This window comes from Sporosarcina quadrami (assembly GCF_014836615.1).
GTDB classification, from domain to species: domain Bacteria; phylum Bacillota; class Bacilli; order Bacillales_A; family Planococcaceae; genus Sporosarcina; species Sporosarcina quadrami.
The window spans coordinates 149764-169737 of sequence record NZ_JACSQN010000004.1; the positions used below are offsets into that span (position 1 = coordinate 149764).

Annotated in this window: 17 protein-coding genes; 10 read left to right on the forward strand and 7 right to left on the reverse strand. The window is 41.3% G+C overall.

Annotation, left to right across the window (positions count from 1 at the left end; translation table 11 throughout):
• Positions 1–30: 30 nt before the first annotated feature.
• A complete protein-coding gene (locus H9649_RS05850) occupies positions 31–3090 on the reverse strand; it encodes an efflux RND transporter permease subunit (RefSeq protein WP_191693785.1) in 3060 nt (1019 codons plus the stop codon).
• 163 nt (positions 3091–3253) lie between these two features.
• Here H9649_RS05850 and H9649_RS05855 point away from each other — a divergent pair, with 163 nt between their 5' ends.
• From H9649_RS05855 to H9649_RS05895, 9 genes are all read left to right on the forward strand, one after another.
• Positions 3254–4120, forward strand: coding sequence for a helix-turn-helix domain-containing protein (locus tag H9649_RS05855; RefSeq protein WP_191693786.1), 867 nt, complete (start codon positions 3254–3256; stop codon positions 4118–4120).
• Positions 4121–4168: 48 nt separating this feature from the next.
• On the forward strand, positions 4169–4543 hold the full coding sequence (locus tag H9649_RS05860; protein ID WP_191693787.1) for a VOC family protein: 375 nt from the start codon (positions 4169–4171) through the stop codon (positions 4541–4543).
• A gap of 24 nt (positions 4544–4567) precedes the next feature.
• Complete coding sequence (locus tag H9649_RS05865; RefSeq protein WP_191693788.1) at positions 4568–4795, forward strand: group-specific protein; 228 nt, start codon at positions 4568–4570, stop codon at positions 4793–4795.
• A gap of 67 nt (positions 4796–4862) precedes the next feature.
• Positions 4863–5435 (forward strand): 2-phosphoglycerate kinase, encoded by a 573-nt coding sequence (locus H9649_RS05870; protein ID WP_191693789.1) that lies wholly within the window; start codon positions 4863–4865, stop codon positions 5433–5435.
• A 123-nt stretch (positions 5436–5558) separates the two neighbouring features.
• On the forward strand, positions 5559–6275 hold the full coding sequence (locus tag H9649_RS05875) for a sulfite exporter TauE/SafE family protein (RefSeq protein WP_191693790.1): 717 nt from the start codon (positions 5559–5561) through the stop codon (positions 6273–6275).
• A gap of 625 nt (positions 6276–6900) precedes the next feature.
• Complete coding sequence (locus H9649_RS05880) at positions 6901–7347, forward strand: hypothetical protein (protein ID WP_191693791.1); 447 nt, start codon at positions 6901–6903, stop codon at positions 7345–7347.
• Between the two features lie 189 nt (positions 7348–7536).
• The gene (locus H9649_RS05885; protein WP_191693792.1) at positions 7537–8007 is read left to right on the forward strand and encodes a hypothetical protein; all 471 of its coding nucleotides are present in this window, start codon (positions 7537–7539) and stop codon (positions 8005–8007) included.
• A 541-nt stretch (positions 8008–8548) separates the two neighbouring features.
• Positions 8549–9097: a GNAT family N-acetyltransferase gene (locus H9649_RS05890; RefSeq protein ID WP_191693793.1), complete on the forward strand. Its 549-nt coding sequence runs from the start codon at positions 8549–8551 to the stop codon at positions 9095–9097.
• Positions 9098–9165: 68 nt separating this feature from the next.
• Positions 9166–9609, forward strand: a complete 444-nt coding sequence (locus H9649_RS05895) for a GNAT family N-acetyltransferase (protein WP_318241655.1) — start codon at positions 9166–9168, stop codon at positions 9607–9609.
• A gap of 322 nt (positions 9610–9931) precedes the next feature.
• Here the strand turns inward: H9649_RS05895 and H9649_RS05900 are convergent, their stop codons facing one another.
• Positions 9932–11125, reverse strand: coding sequence for an MFS transporter (locus H9649_RS05900; protein WP_191693795.1), 1194 nt, complete (start codon positions 11123–11125; stop codon positions 9932–9934).
• 11 nt (positions 11126–11136) lie between these two features.
• Entirely contained in the window at positions 11137–11559 is a 423-nt protein-coding gene (locus H9649_RS05905) for a MarR family winged helix-turn-helix transcriptional regulator (protein WP_191693796.1), read from the reverse strand.
• A gap of 188 nt (positions 11560–11747) precedes the next feature.
• On the opposite strand from H9649_RS05905, the gene H9649_RS05910 reads away from it, so the two are divergent.
• Positions 11748–12968 (forward strand): hypothetical protein, encoded by a 1221-nt coding sequence (locus tag H9649_RS05910; RefSeq protein WP_191693797.1) that lies wholly within the window; start codon positions 11748–11750, stop codon positions 12966–12968.
• Positions 12969–13153: 185 nt separating this feature from the next.
• Here H9649_RS05910 and H9649_RS05915 read toward each other — a convergent pair whose 3' ends face one another.
• The 4 genes from H9649_RS05915 to H9649_RS05930 form a co-directional block, all read right to left on the reverse strand.
• Positions 13154–13579: a hypothetical protein gene (locus H9649_RS05915; RefSeq protein WP_191693798.1), complete on the reverse strand. Its 426-nt coding sequence runs from the start codon at positions 13577–13579 to the stop codon at positions 13154–13156.
• Positions 13580–13642: 63 nt separating this feature from the next.
• Positions 13643–16771 (reverse strand): DEAD/DEAH box helicase, encoded by a 3129-nt coding sequence (locus H9649_RS05920; protein WP_191693799.1) that lies wholly within the window; start codon positions 16769–16771, stop codon positions 13643–13645.
• Positions 16772–16882: 111 nt separating this feature from the next.
• Entirely contained in the window at positions 16883–18517 is a 1635-nt protein-coding gene (locus tag H9649_RS05925; RefSeq protein WP_191693800.1) for a hypothetical protein, read from the reverse strand.
• On the reverse strand, positions 18510–19307 hold the full coding sequence (locus H9649_RS05930) for an ABC transporter ATP-binding protein (RefSeq protein ID WP_191693801.1): 798 nt from the start codon (positions 19305–19307) through the stop codon (positions 18510–18512). Before H9649_RS05930 ends, H9649_RS05925 begins: the two co-directional genes overlap by 8 nt.
• Between the last annotated feature and the right edge of the window lie 667 nt (positions 19308–19974).

Here is a 19974-nt window from a genome sequence, read left to right on the forward strand (position 1 = left end):
CTACAATACCGTTCGTCAAAGGTATCCCTTTTATTGTTCATTCGGGACAGTTTTTGTAATAGCTGATTCGTTGAATACTCTTTTTCTAACTTTGACTTTCACCACTTTTTCCGTTCTCGAAAATAATCGATAGACAGAAGGGATCAGCAATAGCGTGATGACCGTTGCGAACAACAAGCCGGAAATCAGCACAGTAGCCAGAGGTGCTTGGTAATTCCCTGAGACGCCTGATGCAAGTGCTAATGGCAACATTCCCCCTACCGTCGTTAACGTCGTCATAAAGATCGGGCGAATCCGGTGTCTTCCTGCTTCCACGAGAGCTTCTTCAACAGACATACCTTCTTTGCGGAGTTGGTTCGTCCGGTCGATTAAGAGAATTGCGTTATTCAACACGATGCCGATCAGCATGATAATGCCTATTCCTGATAAAAGATTCAGCTCCATTTGCGTCACGGACAAGCCGATAATGACACCGATTATGGCCATTGGAATGACAGACATGACAAGCAATGGGTGCCCTAAATGGTTGAATTGGACTGCCATAACAAAATAGACGAGGAATAGGGCAATCGCAAGTACAAACAGCATTTCGATCATTAATTGCTGTTGCTGCTCTATATCACCTGCCACGTCAATGGCATACCCCGTTGGCACACTAAATTTATCCATAATTTTTTGCACGTCCCGGTTAATAGAACCTAAGTCTCGACCTTCAATACCTGCTGAAATGGCAACGTATCTTTCTCCGCCAATATGTGTGATTTCATTAGGCGTATAGACGGTTTCTAAAGTAATCAATGAGGATAGCTTCTTGTCGCCATCAACAGTCGGTATCATTAGATTTAGCAACGATTCAGTCGAACCTGTTTTCGAATCCCAACTGACTCTTAGAGGTACGGCTTCATTATTGATTAATACAGTCCCAAATGGCATATTAATGAATGCCTCTTCAATGAACTGTTTCACTTGCTGCTGTGTGAGTCCAGCTTTTTCGATTGCCTGTTGATTGGCGATTATCTGTTTTTGTTCCGACATTCGTTCCATCGAATTCGTTATGCCTACAATTCCTTCGACAGTCTCCAATTGGGCAGTGAAATCCTTAGTTAGCGTTTGTAACCGATCAAACTCTTCCCCTTTGACCAACACTTGCACAGGAGAACCGCCAGCTCCATCCATCGTACTTTGCACCGATTTAATGGGTGCCGTTTCTTGGAGTTCCCGTAATGATTTCATAATGTCTTCATTCACGCTCTTTTGTTCACGGTGAATGGCGTCACCTTTTGTCATGTTAATGATGGCGAATAAATAACCACCACTATCCAATACATAATTGGACTCGACATCTTCTATTGCTGCCAACTTATTATTCATCGCTTTTGCAAGTTGTGCTTTCTCATTCGCATCGACACCCGTTTCAAGTTCCACAGCGACCTCATTATAACGGTTGAATATATCCGGCATGACGGACATTGGTATTTGATTCACCAAAAATAACGAGCCCACAAATAATGCGAAAAATAAAGTTATAACTAGAGCACTGCGTCGTTTTTTTTGAACAATCCATGTCACAATTGACATGTATTTTGAAATAATCTTTCCCTCTTTCTTAACGCCAGCTCTTTTTCGATACCTCAAAAATTTCTCGGATAATGCAGGAATCAATGTGAATCCTACAAGAACAGAGCTCATCAAAGTTATGGCAACGACAATTGATAAAATGATCATAAATTGCCCCATATCCCCACCGATAAAACCGATTGGCAAGAACACAACAATTGTTGTCAGCATGGATGCTATGACTGCACCTGCGACTTCTTTTGTTCCAACAAGCGCGGCTTTCAAAGGTTCAAGCCCTAATTCCCTCTGTCGATAAATGGATTCCAAAATGACGATCGATGAATCCACCATCATCCCAACACCGAGCCCTAGCCCGATAAGTGTCAACATATTTAAGCTATACCCTAATCCATAAACCGTTAAAAATGTCAGTAACACAGACGTTGGAATCGCTATCCCAATGATCAACGTCGCCCGAACATTTCGAAGGAATAAAAGTAGAATGAGGATCGCCACCACACTACCGATAAGAATATTACCTGTCACTCCACTTATCGATTCTTCAACAAAGTCCGCTTGTGCAACCATTTCATTCACCATAAACCCATCAACCAAGCCTTCATCCCTGATTTTCTGGACTTCCGCTCGTACAGCTTTCGCCATATCGATCTGGTTTACATTCGTTGCACGTCCGACCTGAACAAACACTAACTCTTTCGTTCCATTTTTCCACACAAATGAAGAGCTTTCCAAAGGGGCTAGCGTGACGTTTGCCAACTCCCCAAGTTTAATAAAACCTTCTCCAGTCGGTATTTCCATTTTCTTAATGGCTTCGATATCACCTAATTTTGTATTCCAGCGGAGCAATGCGGACTCTTGACCATCTTGCAACTCACCAATCGTCGCTTCCGTATTTGCTTGCGAAATGAAGCCCGACACTTGTGTAATATCTAAACCGTGCTTATTCATTTCATCTCGTTTAAACTGAACAGTCACTTCTTGTTCTAAGACGCCTGACAACTGAACATCTTGAACTTCCTTCAAACTTTCTAGCCTTGGTTCAAGGACATTCTTTGCGAAGTCGGTCATCTTTTGCATATCACCACCAGTGATATCCATATAGAATTCGTAGCCTTGTCGCACGCCGTATTGACCCGCAGCGACGTCCCGTATGTCAGGATGTTCTGCTTGAATTGCATTTGCTACTAACTCAATTTCCTTAGATAACTCTTCCCCACGTCCTCGCGCGACGGTCACATCCACGGAACTGCTCCCGACAGATGTTGTTGACCGGACCTCTTCAACGCCATCAATAGCAAGAAGCTTCTGTTCTAGCGGCGTGGTAATTAATTGTTCCACGTCAATGGCAGCCATATCTCCAGCGTCAATGGACACATAGGCACCATCCATACCAACTGACGGCATAATTTCTTTGTCCAATTTAATAATGGCAAAGCACCCCAACGCAACAATCAACACCGTTAATAAACCAATCAACACTTTTTTCTTAATGATAAATTCGATTACCTTCACCTCTACACCCCTTTCAAGCTACTTATAGCTTAGCAACCATTTCCAATTTGAATAACAATCTCCAGACTCAACTTTCCTCAGCCTTTGGATGTAGATAGGTTTTTTCATAGGGGGATGGTATACTTTTGATTAATCTGATAAATGAATCACAAGGGGCGAAATGATGAGAGCAGAAGAGGCTACTAATTTTGTGTTGCATGCAAAAAGCAATGAATTCTATTGGGAAGGCAACGGTCAGCTTTCCATCAAAACATTTTCAAAAGGCCGGGCTCTTTATAAAACAAATAGAGGTTTCTTTGCCGTTGAAGAAAATCGCTACCTTCTTTTGAATGAAGGTCCCTATACAATAGCGATTGAGGAGAAAGAGGAAGTCGAGTCATTTTGCCTATTCTTCGGTACTAGTTTTGCAGATGATGTCTATCGGTCTTATATTGAACCCACGAATAAACTTCTGACCGACCCTTTCACCAATGCAGACTCACTAAACTTTTTTGAAAAAACTTATATCGCTACACCTTCTTTAACCAGGCAACTCACCCTATTCAAAAGAAATCATATGCAGTTTATTAAAGACTCTTGTTGGCAGGAAGAACAATTCCACACAATTATGCAAACCCTTATCAAAGAGCAGACGACCACCCTACATGAAGTGGAATCCTTTCATGCCATTCGTAAATCGACTCGGGATGAATTATTTCAAAGAATCACAGTTGCGCATGAGTACGTCAGAGCGTTCTTCGATCAACCTATTCAATTAAACGATATTGCGGAAGCAGCCTGCTTATCGACGAATCATTTATTAAGATCGTACGCACAGCTTTATGGAAAAACACCCCACCAACACATTACCGCGTTGCGAATGCAGAAAGCTAAAAATCTATTGAGAAACTTGGATCTTACGATGACCGACATCTCGTTTGAAGTAGGTTTCTTGAATCCTGTTTCATTTAGTAAAATGTTCAAACAACATACTGGTCTGTCACCGCTTCATTTTCGTAAAAAGGTGATATTGGATAAGAAATCGTATTGAAATTTATGTATGATGAAGAAAGTACACAGATAAGGGAGAGAGTCACATATGAGTAATATTACAAAAATCGGACAAGTCGCAGTGCCGGTAAAACATCTTGAACGAGCGGTTACATTTTATAAAGAGCAACTAGGATTGCAACTATTATTCCAAACACACAATATGGCATTTTTCGAGTGTAATGGGTTGCGTCTACTACTAAGCTTGCCTGAAAAAGAAGATTTCGCTCACGCAAGCTCCGTTTTTTATTTTCACGTGGAACATATTCAAGAAGCCTTTAAGGATTTTAAGGCAAAAGAAATCGTCTTTACGGATGAACCACATCTTGTCGCGAAGATGGGACAAACCGAAACATGGATGGTGTTCTTTGAAGATACAGAGGGCAATACGCATGCTTTGATGAGTGAAGTAAATATAGGTTGAAATACTAATATCGGAGGTGTCGAAGTGAGCAGATGTACTATTGATCATTCGTTGGAGGACGTGCTATTGAAATTAAAAGAGCAACAGGCTTTCTTTCCAGGAGAGTTATACGATAGCGGTTTGCAGTTTTTAGATGAAACGCGAGATCAGGAGACGCTGAACGAAGTGTTCCATTTGTTGAAAAAGTATGATTTGGCAGAGGATGAAGAACGCGGTCGTAGAAATGAAGAGATGCGGGAGTTATTTGATTAAATCTTTTAAAAACATATAAATGATCCAGATAGAATTATAGTTTAAGCAAAGCAGAACGGAGGAATCAATGATTATTTTAATAAGTGGTGTAGGGAGTACTGGTAAAACGTTGATGGCTCAAAACTTGCTAGAAAGATACCATATTCCTTATCTCTCAATAGATCATTTGAAAATGGGATTGTACAGAGGCGATAAAAATTGTGGATTCACACCTCTAGATAATACCAAAGTCATTGGAAATAATCTTTGGCCAATACTGAAAGGGATTATTAAGACAAATATCGAGAATGAACAACATATCATTATTGAAGGATGCTATATATTACCTCGTTATCTGAAGGATTTCGATAGCAAGTATTCGGAGAAAATCATTTCAGTATTTCTAGGTTTTTCTGCAAATTATATACAAGAAAACTTCGAGGCGAGAATAGTGAGATATAGGAATGCTGTTGAACTCCGTAGTTATCCAGAAGAGAGAACGATAAAAGAACTAATCACGGAACATAAAGAATTTAAAGAACACTGCTTACAATCACGTGTTAAATATTTTGAAATCAAGGACGACTATGACAAAGAAATATTGGAAGTCTATGACTATATAGATACAGAAAAACAAAGAAGAGATTTAACGAAAAATTAAGTTCACAGTTTAAAACTATTTAGCTAATCGGGGCGTTAATGTAACACGGCCGTTTAGCAATAGGGCGCGATTGCTAAACAAAATAAATGCTAAATTCGACATTTAAATCGGTGGGATTTTCTGATGGAAGATTTAATTATACTTGTTTTAATTGTATTAGTAGCATCATTTCTACAAACGAGTACCGGTTATGGTTTCTCCATTATCGGCACTCCATTTTTACTGCTAATTTATCCTGCCCACACAGCAATTCAAGTTAATATTATACTTTCTATTTGTTTGTCTGCCTTCATGATTTTTAAGGTAAGAAATGAAGTAGATAAGTCATTGTTATTCAAACTGATTAAAGGTAGTATTGCGGGACTACTTTTTGGTATTTTTCTGTATCTCTTTTTAGATATCCGATTATTAAAAATGACTGTTGGTGCACTTATCCTTATTTTAACTATACTTCTTATTTTAAAATTGACGATAAAACGAACGAGTAATAGAGATTTTCTAACTGGAGGAATATCCGGTTTGTTAACTACAAGTATTGGTGTGCCAGGTCCCCCTTTATTATTATATTTTTCTGGGGCAAAGATAGATAAAACAACCCTTCGTAGTACAACATTGGCTTATTATCTTTTTGTGTATTTTGCTAGTTTAGTTATGCAAATATCGTTTGGAGGTACTACTAAGGAGACGTGGATTTCCTCTCTTTTGGCTATCCCCCCGTTATTTGCAGGAATTATGTTGGGACAGTTATTTTTTAAATGGATTAGTCAAATTACATTTAGAATTATAACGTATATGATTTTGATATTTACAGGGATATATCTACTGGCAACTAGCTTTTGAGACTAAAGAAAAGATTATTAAGCAAGTACTCCAGAAACGGGCCATTATGCAGTATATAAAATGTTGCTTTGCGCGCCCTGCGGAGTCTCAAGGCACAAGCTAATCCCTCCGGAGTCGGCCGTCTTCCGCTCCAAACAACAGAGCGTACTTATTAGAAAGCCTGTATTCAAGAAATGGGCCAGATTATTGTTGAATAATCACGAAAAAATATCCACGCACTAATCTTTTTAGATTTAGTTAGGGGGAAATCATGAAAACCAAAAAATTACCGTTTTTAATAATCCTTATTGCTCTAGCCGTTGGTGCACTAGGCTACTTTTTGTTTATGAAAGTATTTATTCCTAATATGATGTGATAATTATCTTAAGAAGTAATATGTATTTTTCCGTTGCGGATGTCTACTCAAGAAATCTCTTGTTGAAGAATCGGGCGCGATTAATGAATAATTCTGGAGCAGACACTTAATTGATCGGAGCGGAAGCCGGCGACTCTGGGAGGATCACCGCCCGCCCTCCAGAAAGCGTCCGGCTGCAGCTCAGATCAACGGTTACAAACCATTATCTAGCTATCGGGCGCATTTCTTGCATAGGTGTGTGCTTACAACGAGCGAGGTTAGGGTGATATTATGGATCGAATTAAGGTAGGTCGCTATTTAATTGAGATAGATGTTAACCAAACAAAAGGTTTTTATGAAGAGCACCATTTTATTACTGAGGATTGCAACTGTTCTTATTGCACTAATTATACTTTAGCTTGCGACCTATTCTCACCAGAAATTAAAAATCTATTTAATTTACTGGGTATTGACCCCCGTAAAGAAGGTGAGATTTCCGAGTATATGAAGAATGAAGATGGCACCCATTTATACGGCGCGTTTTATCATATTGTTGGAAAAGTTATTGATGAACCCCAATTATGGACACCTCTTAATAATGAAAATGAAGTTCAGTTATCTAATTCGGAGGGGGTAGAAATAGGCTTTAGCGAAAATTTAGATTTAGTTCCAGAAGGTTTTCCCAAGCCGATTGTTCAATTTGAGATACAACTAAATATTCCATGGCTATTACGTTAATGGGCGCGATTATGGGAAAGTGATTTGCGTCCGTTCTGCAATTGAGCCATATTGCAGATTAAGTCATACTGAAATAATTGTGATTGAATTTGATATTTATTAGACGATATCTTATGTGATGGATAAAATTGGAACGCGTAATATTTATTCTAATTTAGATAAGAATTTTTGTAGAAAGTAGCTGGTAATATGAATGTCCATGCATTTTCTTCTCAACAACTAACATCGCTTTATTCGAAAAGTCGTTTCGTCAAAGCAAAAGAAGTAGAGGAGTTTATATTTACAGGTAAAACAGTAGAACAAAAGGATTCTTCTGCAATTTATAAAGGGCTTTCTGATAAATATGATGTTAGAAATGCTAAGTTTGGAGAAATTGTTGAAATATCCAATGCGTTATATGATGCAGGCGAAATATCTTTGAAAGAACATGCCGTTTTAACATTTGATTATGACAGAGCTACTAATAATTTAAAACGACATGCACCAGGGGACATTCCAAAAGACTTTGATATGTACGAAACGTCTGCTAATAGTAATGGACAAAGGGATTGGATTTCTGAGTTCGGTGCAAGAGCAGCGAAAGATTTTAAGTTTGGTAATTTAATTGGTTATCAAAGTAATACAAAGGTGCTTGATATTTTAGAACGGTTGTCGCGTTGAGAAAAACTGTTGGTATAGCTGAATTTAATTGATAAACGGGCCACTATCTAGCATGTAGATTGTTGTTTTACACTCCAGACGGAACGCTTTCCGAGGGATGTGGCTTGATCCAAGCGAACAACGAAGAGTTCGCTTTGTCTAACAAAAGCCGTTCTACGTTACGGCTTTCGTTAATCCCTCCGGAGTCGGCAGTCTTACGCTTCAAGAAACGGAAAGTAGTTATTATAAAGCAAGTTGTCCAGAAACGGGCCAAATTCAGGAGGCTAAACTTGGGTGACTATGTATTAATTATATAACTTGTGTTACTTATGACACGTTCATTTATAAAAAATAGAAAGACTTTGATAGAGTATAAGAAACTTAGTAAAACTCAACTTATAGCTGTTATTATAACTTTTATTTCCCTTGTCATATTCCTCTTTTTCTCTATTATTGTTGGAACTATATCGGATAAAGTGATAAAGAAAATCACAAAAGGAGTTCTATAAGATTAAAGGTTTGCTCTAAAAATGGGTTTTATTCCAAAATAAGGAGGTTAATTATGTTTTACTTTAAACTAGATGAAGATACTGAATTACGATTGTTAGAACCTAGACATGCCGGAGATCTATTCCATTTAACCGATAAATCAAGGATTCATCTAAGAGAATGGTTGCCCTGGATTGATTTCACAAAGGGTGTTAGCGATTCAAGGCGATTTATTGAAAGTACATTAAAGCAATTTGGTGATAATAACGGTTTTCAAACAGGTCTTTGGTACAAAGGAGAATTAGTAGGTGTTATCGGCTTGCATGGGATAAATTGGTCTAATAAAGCTACATCTATTGGTTATTGGTTGGGTGAAGGTTTCCAAGGTAAGGGATTAATGACCACTGCTTGTAGAGCTGTTATAGATTACTGTTTTAATGAGCTGGGATTAAAAAGAATTGAAATCCGTGTTGCAACAGAAAACCGTAAAAGCCAAGCTATCCCCGAAAGACTTGGTTTTCAAAAAGAAGGTTGTACTAGGGCTTCCGAGTTTTTATATGACAAATACGTTGACCATTATGTATTTGGGTTAATCAAAGAGGATGTTAACTGGCATATTTAATAATTGGATGGAATAACAAAACAAAAATTGTGGTTCAGATTGGCGAAATAGAAAGGTGATATTTTTTGGTGGAGTTAAGAACAATTAATGAGGATAATTATGAAGAATGCTTAAATTTGCATGCAACTGCGATCGATGAGGACTTTGTAGACGCTGTAGCGTGGTCTTTAGCCGAAGCTTGGGTGCTTTATGATGGTGCACGCCCCTTTGCCATTTATGCTGATAACATGATGGTGGGCTATGTTTCAATGTACATTGGCAATAACAACCCCCAAATCATAAATTTTATGATAGATAGCCGTTTTCAAAGAAGAGGCTTTGGTTCAGTAGCTGCTAAACTTTGTATTGATTATTTGTGTAAAGAATATAATGCAAGAAGGATTTCCTTACCTGTTAAACCAGAAAATAAAACTGCACAAAAATTTTGGAGCAACATAGGCTTTGAAATAACAGACAATATGGAGGATGGTTATCTTTATATGCGGTTGTACATACCAGAAAAATATGTCTGAGTATATGGAAATGGAACCCATTCCCATATGCGAGTGCGAGTTTTAAGTACTACTCACTAAGTTGATTGAATCGGAAGATGGGCGACTCCTGTGAGAGATAGCGGGATAGGCAAGACCGCGCATCGTCGCGTCTTTTGCGACCGAGGAGGCTTCCTCCCGCCCCACGGAAAGCGCCCATCTGCAGCGGAAAACAACGTTATTGGTTATTCCATTAAGAGGTGCAATTTTGTCGCAAAAACATTAAAAGACCACTAATTCACATATGAAAATTAGTGGTTTTTCTTAGATATTTAATTGAAATTCACATCACTGAATTGCCCTCTTATACTACTTCAGCTACTGCTTTCTTCCTTCCAAATAATAATAAGAATGCGATAAGTGCAACGACAACAACACCCATCAGCAACAAGTACATATGACTATATCCCATTGCAGTAGCGATATTCCCTAAGAAGTACGGTCCAAAGCCGAACCCGAAGTCTAGGAAAATATAGAAAGTTGAGGTAGCAACACCCATTCTTTCAACAGGAATCCCTTTTAAAGCAATCGCTTGTGCGCATGATTGGAAGTTCCCGAACCCAAGGCCGATCAATGCGCCTGCTGCCAACAACATGAATCCGTTTTGAACTTGGCTCAATACGAGCAAACCAGTTGCAAATAATATGAGGGCAGGATAGACGATGATCTTTGCACCTTTTACATCCAACAGACGACCTGAGAACGGCCTTGATAGCAGCACGACGAACGCATAAACAAGAAAAAAGAAACTTGCCGTTTTAACAAGGTTCACTTCAATTGCGTAAAACGACAGGAATGAAAGAACACCTGAATAGGCAACCCCTGCAAGCAACGTGATGACAGCGATTGGTAGAGCTTTCACTTCGATATAATTTGCGATGTTGAAACGCTTTTTCAAGGTTTCCTGTGCTGCAGGTTGAGCCACAGGTGAAGCCCCTTTCAGAAATAAGAACATTATCAAACCGATGACAGCGAACACAAAACAAAGAATGAATATGATATTGAATTCAAAATGCTGGCTCATATAAATGCCGAGGAACGGTCCGACTGCAGTTGATAAAACGGAACTCATACTGAAGTATCCAATTCCTTCCCCGCGTCGGGACGGAGGAATGATTTGTGCCACCATCGTACCCGTTGCAGTGGAAGCAATACCAAGTCCGACACCGTGGAATAGACGGTTAACTAACAATAAAGGCATCGTGTGAGCTCCAAAATAAAAAGCCGTCGCGATCAATGACACGACAAGGCCGATGAATAAAATCTTCTTACTGCCGACTTTCCCGATAATGCTTCCTGTTGCAATACGTGCGATCAACGTCCCGATAATGAAAATACCCGATACGAGTCCCGCCATACTTGTAGAAGCTCCGTACTCTTTAACTGCGAAAGGCGCGATTGTTACGATCAGCAAGTACATAACGAGCATTAGAAAGAAATTGATAACTGATATAAAAATGAAGTCCTTCGTCCATAAGTTTTGTTGTTGTTCATCCATATGTTCACCCTCTATTTTGATAGATTTTCATGCACGTGCATAAGTAGGTTGATCGCATTTTCCAAATCCGCTTCCTTAATACCTTCTAACAAGTTTTCATACAATAGTTTCAAGCGTTCCATGATTTCTATACAAACTGCCTCACCAGAGTCCGTCAGACGGATCCATTTTTCACGCTTGTCCTCGCCTGGCGTTACTTCGATAAAGCCCATTTCATTCAGCCGCTGAAGTATTTTCGTAATGCTAGGCTTCTCTACTTGTTGCCGATGTGCAATTTCTGCTGGCGTCATCACTTGCTCAATTTTGAGAAGCTTCATAATGGTCCATTGCGAGTTGGACAAGCTGTATTGTTCAAGTTCAGCATTTAATTTATTTAATAGTGGCCGATATACTTTGGCATACTGGCTGAAGAATTCTTGATGGAGTGTCAGCATATATAAGTCACCTTCTTCTTTTTAGTTAGTTAGGTTAATTAACTAATTTAAGTATATAACTTGCCCTATTTTATGTCAATAAAAGAGTGTGGACTTATATCGAGAAGTCCTTTCTTTCATTCAATAAAGGAAAATTTCATTCCAACGCAGAATTACATACTAACAAGAATGTTAATGGGGGTTTATGCATGCATCCTAGAATTGAAGAAATGGCTGAGGAAATGGCTGAGGAAATGGCTGCCGTCGACTTCACGACGTATTGGACTGGTTTTGAGCCGGTCGCTTACGCGCTGTATGATGATGAGAATGTGTATCTTTTTCATCACCCGAATTACCCGACAGCAAATGGAGGCTATGCAATTCTGCCTTGGACAGAACAATTCATGGCGGATACGCTGATATTATTTGAAGATACGCCTACTGCAATTGTCAAAATCGAACGGTATGAAAATTTTGAAGATCTGTATTCCATCCTCATTCACGAGTTGTTCCATGGCTATCAATACGTGAAAGGTGAGAAACGGTTTCCTGACGAAACGATGGGTGTCACTTATCCCCTTTCACCGGAAAACATTGAACTACGGGATGCAGAGAGAGCGAGTCTTTACGCGGCAGTGATTTCAACCGATTCTGCGGAACGGATGGAGCATGTAAGGCGGTTTATTGCCCAACGTGAAAAAAGGTCGTCGCTCATCGGGGATTTCATGGAGTATGAACATCGGATTGAAACGATAGAAGGACCTGCATGGTATGTCGAATTAAAAGCATTAGCCGACAAATCTACATTGCCCTATAATGCAATTGTCTTGAAATACGGTGAGTATTTGCTTGACCGCAAAGATGCTGCTCTTCATATACGAAAAAGTTGTTATAGTGCTGGATTGTTCATGTGTTTGCTATTGGATAAACTGTCTCCAGAGTGGCAAAACCGTTTCATGGAATCTGAGCTGACACTTTTCCCGTTCTTCAAGGAGTCTATCGGCATGGAATCAATCACATTGCCTGAAACCCCAATCAGTGATGAAACGCTTGAGATCCTTGCGTTTGTTCAAAACGAGAAAGACATGATTATTGAACGAGTGGTGAATTCGCTTGGCTATCCCCTTACAATAAAAGGTACGATGAAAGCTAAACGTATAGACCCGATGAACATGATCGCAAACGGCCAAACAGTATTGCATAACAACTTTGTCACCTTGATGATGAATGATCAGGAATATCTATTCCAACAGCCCGTTATTGCCCATTTTGAAGGAAATATCCGCTCGATTAATACGATCCGAATCGTGTTGCCTCATAAAACGATTATCCAGAGTAGCAAGTTGAACATTGAAGGTGTCGGTGAAATTGAAGGTACTTTTGACGAAGAGAATTCTACTTTTCATTTGAAGAGATCGGTTTCTCACTAGTGGGATAGTCGCGATTTGGTGATATAATTGGCTATTCAATCGATATACACAATTATCCGATCGATATAAACTGCTATTCAATCGATATATCCATCTATTCAATAGATAAACCCCCGCTGCAGTCTTTTCCTGACTGTAGCGGGGGTATCAATTTATATTCAACAACCTAGAAAGCTATATCACATTCACTTAAACAATTCCTTATACGCAATCGCCTTCAACGCAAGCATCTCTTCCTCCGTCAGTTTGCTCTCGATTTTCGCAAACAGCGCCACCTGTTCTTCTGATGTCATGCCTTGCCGCACTTGGATTTGAATATCGTTCAATTCACTTAGATCAAATTTTTTCAGCAAGACGCGGGTCGCTTGCTCTTTCGTCTGAAAAGGAAGTTTCGCCGTGTCTGCATGTTTCCCTTCTTCCAGGAATGCCTTCAACTCGGGATTCTTTTCAACTTCCTGCCTCACATTGTCCAGCTCACCACTTGCATCGAGCTCTGCCGCCACTTTGCCCATCACTTCATCTGCGATGAACCCCGTGCCGAAATGATAGACGGCATAACCGATCCCGACAACAATCACGCCAACAGCAATCAATACTTTTAACGCTTTCAAAACTTCCACCCCTTTTCCCTACAGCTTCTGCCATTCCACTACCGCTTATTCAATAAGACCCCATTAGATCCGCAATAGTTCCCGGATATCTTCTTCCGTCAGTGCACTCATTGCTGAATCGTCCGCATCAATCACTTCACCGATCAGATTTCTCTTTTTTTCCTGCAACTCATTCATCTTATCCTCAATTGTTCCACGTGCAACAAGTTTGATTACTTGAACGACGTGCTGCTGACCAATTCGGTGGGCACGATCTGCCGCTTGTTCTTCGACTGCCGGATTCCACCATAGATCATATAAAATGACCGTATCGGCTCCAGTTAAATTGAGACCCGTCCCGCCCGCTTTCAAAGAAATCAAGAACAGGTCCCGCTCCCCCGCATTGAACCGATTACAATATTCCAACCGTTCCTGCGCAGGTGTCTCACCATCCAAATAGAAAAACGGCGTACCTTGCATCGCCAACTCATTACTAATGATTGCAAGCATCTTCGTGAACTGCGAGAAAATCAGCACTCTTCTCCCCGATCGTTTCGCTTCTTCAATCAGTTGCTTCAACTGTTCAAATTTCGCCGAACTGCCTTCATAGCCATCGACGAACAATGCCGGGTGGCAACAGATTTGACGCAACCTCGTCAGCCCTGCCAAAATCCGTATCTTGTTTTTCCGGAGAGTATCTTTATCGAGATGCCGCAACGTATCGTGCCGTAACTTCGCAAGATAAGCCGCATACAACTCTTTCTGCTGGGGCAACAATTCCGTCGACTCGATCATTTCGATTTTGGCTGGCAGTTCACCGAGGACATCTTCTTTCATCCGTCGCAGCAAAAACGGACGGATACGCCGCGCAATCGTCTTCCGCGACAGTTCACTATATTCCTGCAGCCCCATGAACAATTCCGGGAACACAACGTGAAAGATCGCCCATAACTCTTCCAGTGAATTCTCAACAGGTGTACCCGTCAATGCAAAGCGGTAGTCGGCTTCAATCCTTTTCACAGCCCGCGCCGTTTGCGTATATGGATTTTTGAACGCCTGCGCTTCGTCAAAGAACACGACATGAAATTGCTGTTTCTCAAACCATTGGATATCCCGTCGGATCAACGGATAAGACGTGATCAGCACATCTTTTTCTGCATCATCATTCTGCAATTTCGTCCGCTCTTTCCGGTTCCCATCCATGACGACAGCCGTAATTTCCGGGGCGAATTTTGCAAACTCACTGAGCCAGTTATACGTCACTGATGATGGACAGACAATGAGCACAGGATGCTTCCTTTCTCGGATTACAGGCAACTCAGACACGATGAACGCTATGCTTTGCAATGTTTTGCCTAGCCCCATATCATCCGCAAGCACGCCGCCCAGTCCATGGTGTGCAAGTGTCTTCATCCATTTAAACCCTTCTTTTTGATAATCGCGTAATGTCGAGTCCAACTGTTTTGGCACTTCTATTGCGAGGCTTGCCGGGTTCCTGAGACTCTCAAAGAATCGGCGCGCCGATTCTTCCATGGAAAACATGCCATCGTCCTCTTCCGCATTCAAAATTCGTATACCTTGAACCATCGGAACGTTTAAGCCGCTTTCCAACTGATCAAGATCACCGGGTACTTCATTCAAAAAGCGTTGAATCTCTTCAAATTCCTTCGTTTCCAGTGACAGCAATGCGCCGTCCCGCAAGCGGTAATACTTCCGTTTTTCTTCTAACGCTTCGAGGATGCCTCGGATTTGCTTATCCGGTATGCCGTCAATCGTAAATTTGAATTCCAGCCAATTCGTCCGGTCTTCGTGTGTTTTCACACGGATTCTTGGGCGCGCACTTCCTCTGAATACACGGTTACGGATAGCTGTTGTTGCATATACACGTGTAAGTTTCTGTAATTTCGGCAGGATGCGATGTAAAAATTCATATTCCAATTCTTCATTATGCAAAATATAACCTTCGTCTGTATGGGCAAAGGAGCTTTCCTTCATTAACTCCAAAATTGTGCTTTCTTTTTCCAGATCACGGACAAGCATGGAGCCGACAGGCAATTCCTGTTCAGTCAATGGATTGATAATAAGGTGATCATATTGGAAATCGAGACTTGCGAGCAGTCGGTTATTCACTCGGTCGACGTAAAGATTCGCTTGGAGCGGGGATTTTACCAGTTTGTCCTTCATCGTTTCATCCAGTTGCACGTCACCGATTTTACGTAATCCCGGAACGACTTTCTCGAGGAAGAAACCGATCTGCTCGTTGGCGATCGGGATATTGTTCGTACCTGATGCATATACCATCTGCTGAACATCCGCGAGCCGCTTGCAGTCCTCTTCATCCATTGTGTACATAAGACCTTGGCACATAATGAGTTGATAGGGCTGTAAAACGAGCACATCATGCAAACCTGAAATCTTAAGGAAATGGTCATTCCTCTCTCTTTTTTCAAAGCTGAATTGAACAGGAAGCTTACCTATTCCTAGCTGTATGCCGGTTACACAAGATGCATCTTTCAGTAGTGGTAAAATGGACCTCCAAGAAGATGGCGTGATTGTATACGTTCCAGGATTAGTCGGGCGGCTATGCATCAGATGGTCGCTATTCGTCCGGATGAGCTGTTGAATAATAGTGTCCGCTTCCTGCGTGAAGCAATGGAATTGTGGATTATACAGGAGTGTCGGTGTTAGTTGTACTTTACTCCCTTTTTGCACAACGTTCAGGAATTGCTGGATGTCTTCGATGTCATGTCCGTCTATTTGCATATCGATGCCAAGCAGACTTTTCCCTTTGCCTGCACGCACGGGTTTCACTGTGAACGACAAATGCAGCACTTCCCGGTCTTCGAAGTGAAGTTGGTGCCCGCTAGATCTTGGTCGTTCATTGAAGAGGGAAAGCAGTTCTTCAGACAATGCCTGATCGTCTGGCTGTCGTTTAGATCGTTCGATAATCGAGAGTAAAACAGCTGCGATATGCTGGCATTTGGTCGGGTAAAAAGGCAGCACAGGACAGCTACACGTCGTTTGTAGCTCTTTTTCATTCTCATACGTGACCGTGACATGGAAGGGTTCGGTACCTGTCACAACCGCTTCGCAATGCATGTCGTCGTATTGTTTAATCGTCACTTTACGCGACCGGTTGAACGCTTCGCCACGCTTGAACGAAACCGTCCCGCATAGATCCATCACTTGCTTCCGCGATATGGCTGTCAACATGACACTTCCCCCTTCCTTGTATGTTACTCTCATTATATCGAATATGCGTTCTTTTCCCAACTGTAAATGGATAAAAAATTCCCGCTACACGATTTGTGAGCGGGACTTCTGTCAATGCATCGTCTTCGGTTTCATTGCAAATACCTTCCTCCATCCAACTAGCAGAGTGATAAGGAGAATGGCGATATATCCATAAATTCCACCTGTAATCGCATTTGCGATTAAATGTGCGACAACAAATAAACCAGTCAGAAGGCTTAGTAAAAATAGCTTCATGGAGCCATCACTTTGCACCGTCTCAAATGAGTTCATGAACGGGAATGGCTCAGCGTTAATCATCTTATACGTGAGTAACGTTTGGACAATAGCTCCTAACAGCACTGCTACTAGATGTGGTGCAATCCGGAATCCAAATATCCAAATGAAAATGATGGATAGTAATAGGAAAACCGGAATGTATAGCTTTGCGAGAAAAGCTTTTAATGTGCCGCTGTATGCCGCATTCGGATTCTCAAGCGGAGCCGCTTTGAAAATCCAACTTCCTTTATAGTTTGCAGAAAAACGAAGCATATGAATAATCGTAGGAATCATGATGCTGCCGAAGTAGATAAACAGAAACGTATTCCCTTTTGAAATATCAGCAAGAGATCGCGACTGTAATTCTGTAAAAATGAAGATGAACGGAAAGATAATAGCAAATCCGAAAGCAGGATACACTTTAAGTTTGAACTGTCGCTCCTGTTTCATCATTAAAGCAGTAAAACGGAAGAATACCTTCTCCTCTTTACTTCTACATATTAGCTTCACCCAAAGTTCATCGAGCATATGCGGCTTTCTTTTCTTGTTCTTGGACTCACTCATCAATTTATCCAGATTACGTTCAAAGGATGGCGTCAACTTTATATAGACGAAGATTGCGATGAGTGGAACAAGTATTGCCAGCAACGTAAATAGAATCGTGAAAGTCGCATAGTTTTGATTCAACAACAGTTCAAACGGCGCGCCAAACCACATCGGCGGTAAAAAGGCATGCCACCAGCTGAATGTATACGTGACGTCCAAGTCAACGAATGAAAACGACCGGATTACAATCTGATATCCAACGATGACACCGACAGACAATAGAATTTGCACATAATTGATAATGTCTTTGAGTTTTTCACCGTCGAAGAATTTCAAAACGAAGAAATAGAGCAGTGATGTGAACACGACGATGAACAGCAGCGCGAACGCTAATCCGATAATGAAAATCAGTGTAAAAGCGATGCCCTTTTTGAACAAGCTGACGATGAGTGGCAACGCAATGAACGCCCCTGTGATGAAAAACATGTACAGCATAATATGAATCAATTTTGCTGCGGCTAACGTTCTACCGTCAATCGGCTTCGTCTGCAATACCGTTTTGTCGCGCACATCGAGCAGAACGGACGAGAAGTCGGAAACCATTGTCGTTGTCAGCACGAACATCATTATTCCGAACACGATACTCATCTGGAACATATACTGATCACCGATAAAGAGGAACGGGATGATCATGACACCGTATATGCCGTAAATCCATAGTGATTTCAGGAATTGATTGCCGTCTTTTGTCTTCCGCATATCATTGAAAATAGTCGGCACCCGTCTCCCGTCCATCGTCAGTTTCATACGTAAAATTGTTTCCATTGCGACATAGTCGATACCCAGTTTCGCAAATAGCCCTCTGAATTTTGATAGGATAGCAAGCGTCCGGAATTCACCCATCGGCATTGCCGCCTTCCACAATCGAAATGATACGCTCCGAACGACTCACATGATCTGTGAATCCTGTTAGCTGATTGAAAATACCCGATAGCGATCCTTCTTCACTCAACTCCTGCAATTCCTCGAAGCTACCATCCGCAACGACAGCCCCATTTACAATCAACACAATGCGGTTACTAATTTTCTCGACAATATCCATAATGTGAGAGGAATAAAAGATCGTTTTCCCCTGTGCGGCCAATTGCGCAAGCATTTCACGGATAATCATCATACTGTTGGCATCCAGCCCGCTTAACGGTTCATCAAAAAACAAGAGATCGGGATTATGCAAGAGACTCGAAATGATGAGCACTTTCTGTTTCATGCCTTTAGAGAAGGAAGAAATCCTTGAATGCAATACTTCTCCAAGTTCGAATTCCTCCATAAGTTTCTGTGCCTTTTCCTCTACAAACTTGCGCTCCAGTCCGTACAACTCACCCGTGAACACCAAGTATTCCATCGCCGTCAGCGTATCATACAGCTCCGCCTGCTCGGGCACGTAGCCGATTCGACGCTTATAGGATGAATCCCCTGAAGCAATGTCAGTCCCAAAAATTTCAACCTGGCCTTCATAATCTTGTATGAGACCGAGCATGATTTTAACAGTCGTACTCTTCCCTGCCCCGTTCGGACCAATATACCCGATGATTTGCCCGCGTTCCACTTCAAGATTGATGCCGTTTAGCACACGTTTCACACCGTAGGTCATCGTTACGTTTTTGAGACGAAGCACTTTTTCATTTACGTCCATATCAACACCCCCACATGTCGTTTCTACTCCGAGTCTACCATTAAATTGGTTGAAAACGCACTCATTCTATTGAAAAATTAAGTGATTTAGAGAACCTTCTAAGCGTGAATGTTGCGAGTGCGAAAAATAGGGCAGGAATGAGAGCGTAGGTAAATGTGATGGAGATGATTAGTGAATAAACGTAGGGAGCGTATCGAAATGTAGATGCCCCGCATCGAAACGTAGCAGCTTCGTAACACAACGTAAACCGTTCGCAACGAAAAGTAGCGGGCGTATCGAAATGTAACGTGCCGTATCGAAACGTAGCGGCTTCGTAACACAACGTAAACCGTTCGCAACGAAAAGTAGCGGGCGTATCGAAATGTAGGCGCCCCGTATCGAAACGTAGCGGCTTCGTAACACAACGTAAACCGTTCGTAACGAAACGTAGAGAGCGTATCGAAATGTAGACGCCCCGTATCGAAACGTAGCGGCTTCGTAACACAACGTAAACCGTTCGCAACGAAACGTAGAGAGCGTATCGAAATGTAGACGCCCCGTAACGAAACGTAGGAGAAGTGCCTCACTATTCAGATGCCCCCGAATTGGAAATAGTTCCCTGAGAAAATGACGAGGAAATTCTCACCAACTTCTCATTTTATTCACAGGGTTCTCTAAAAAAGCAGGC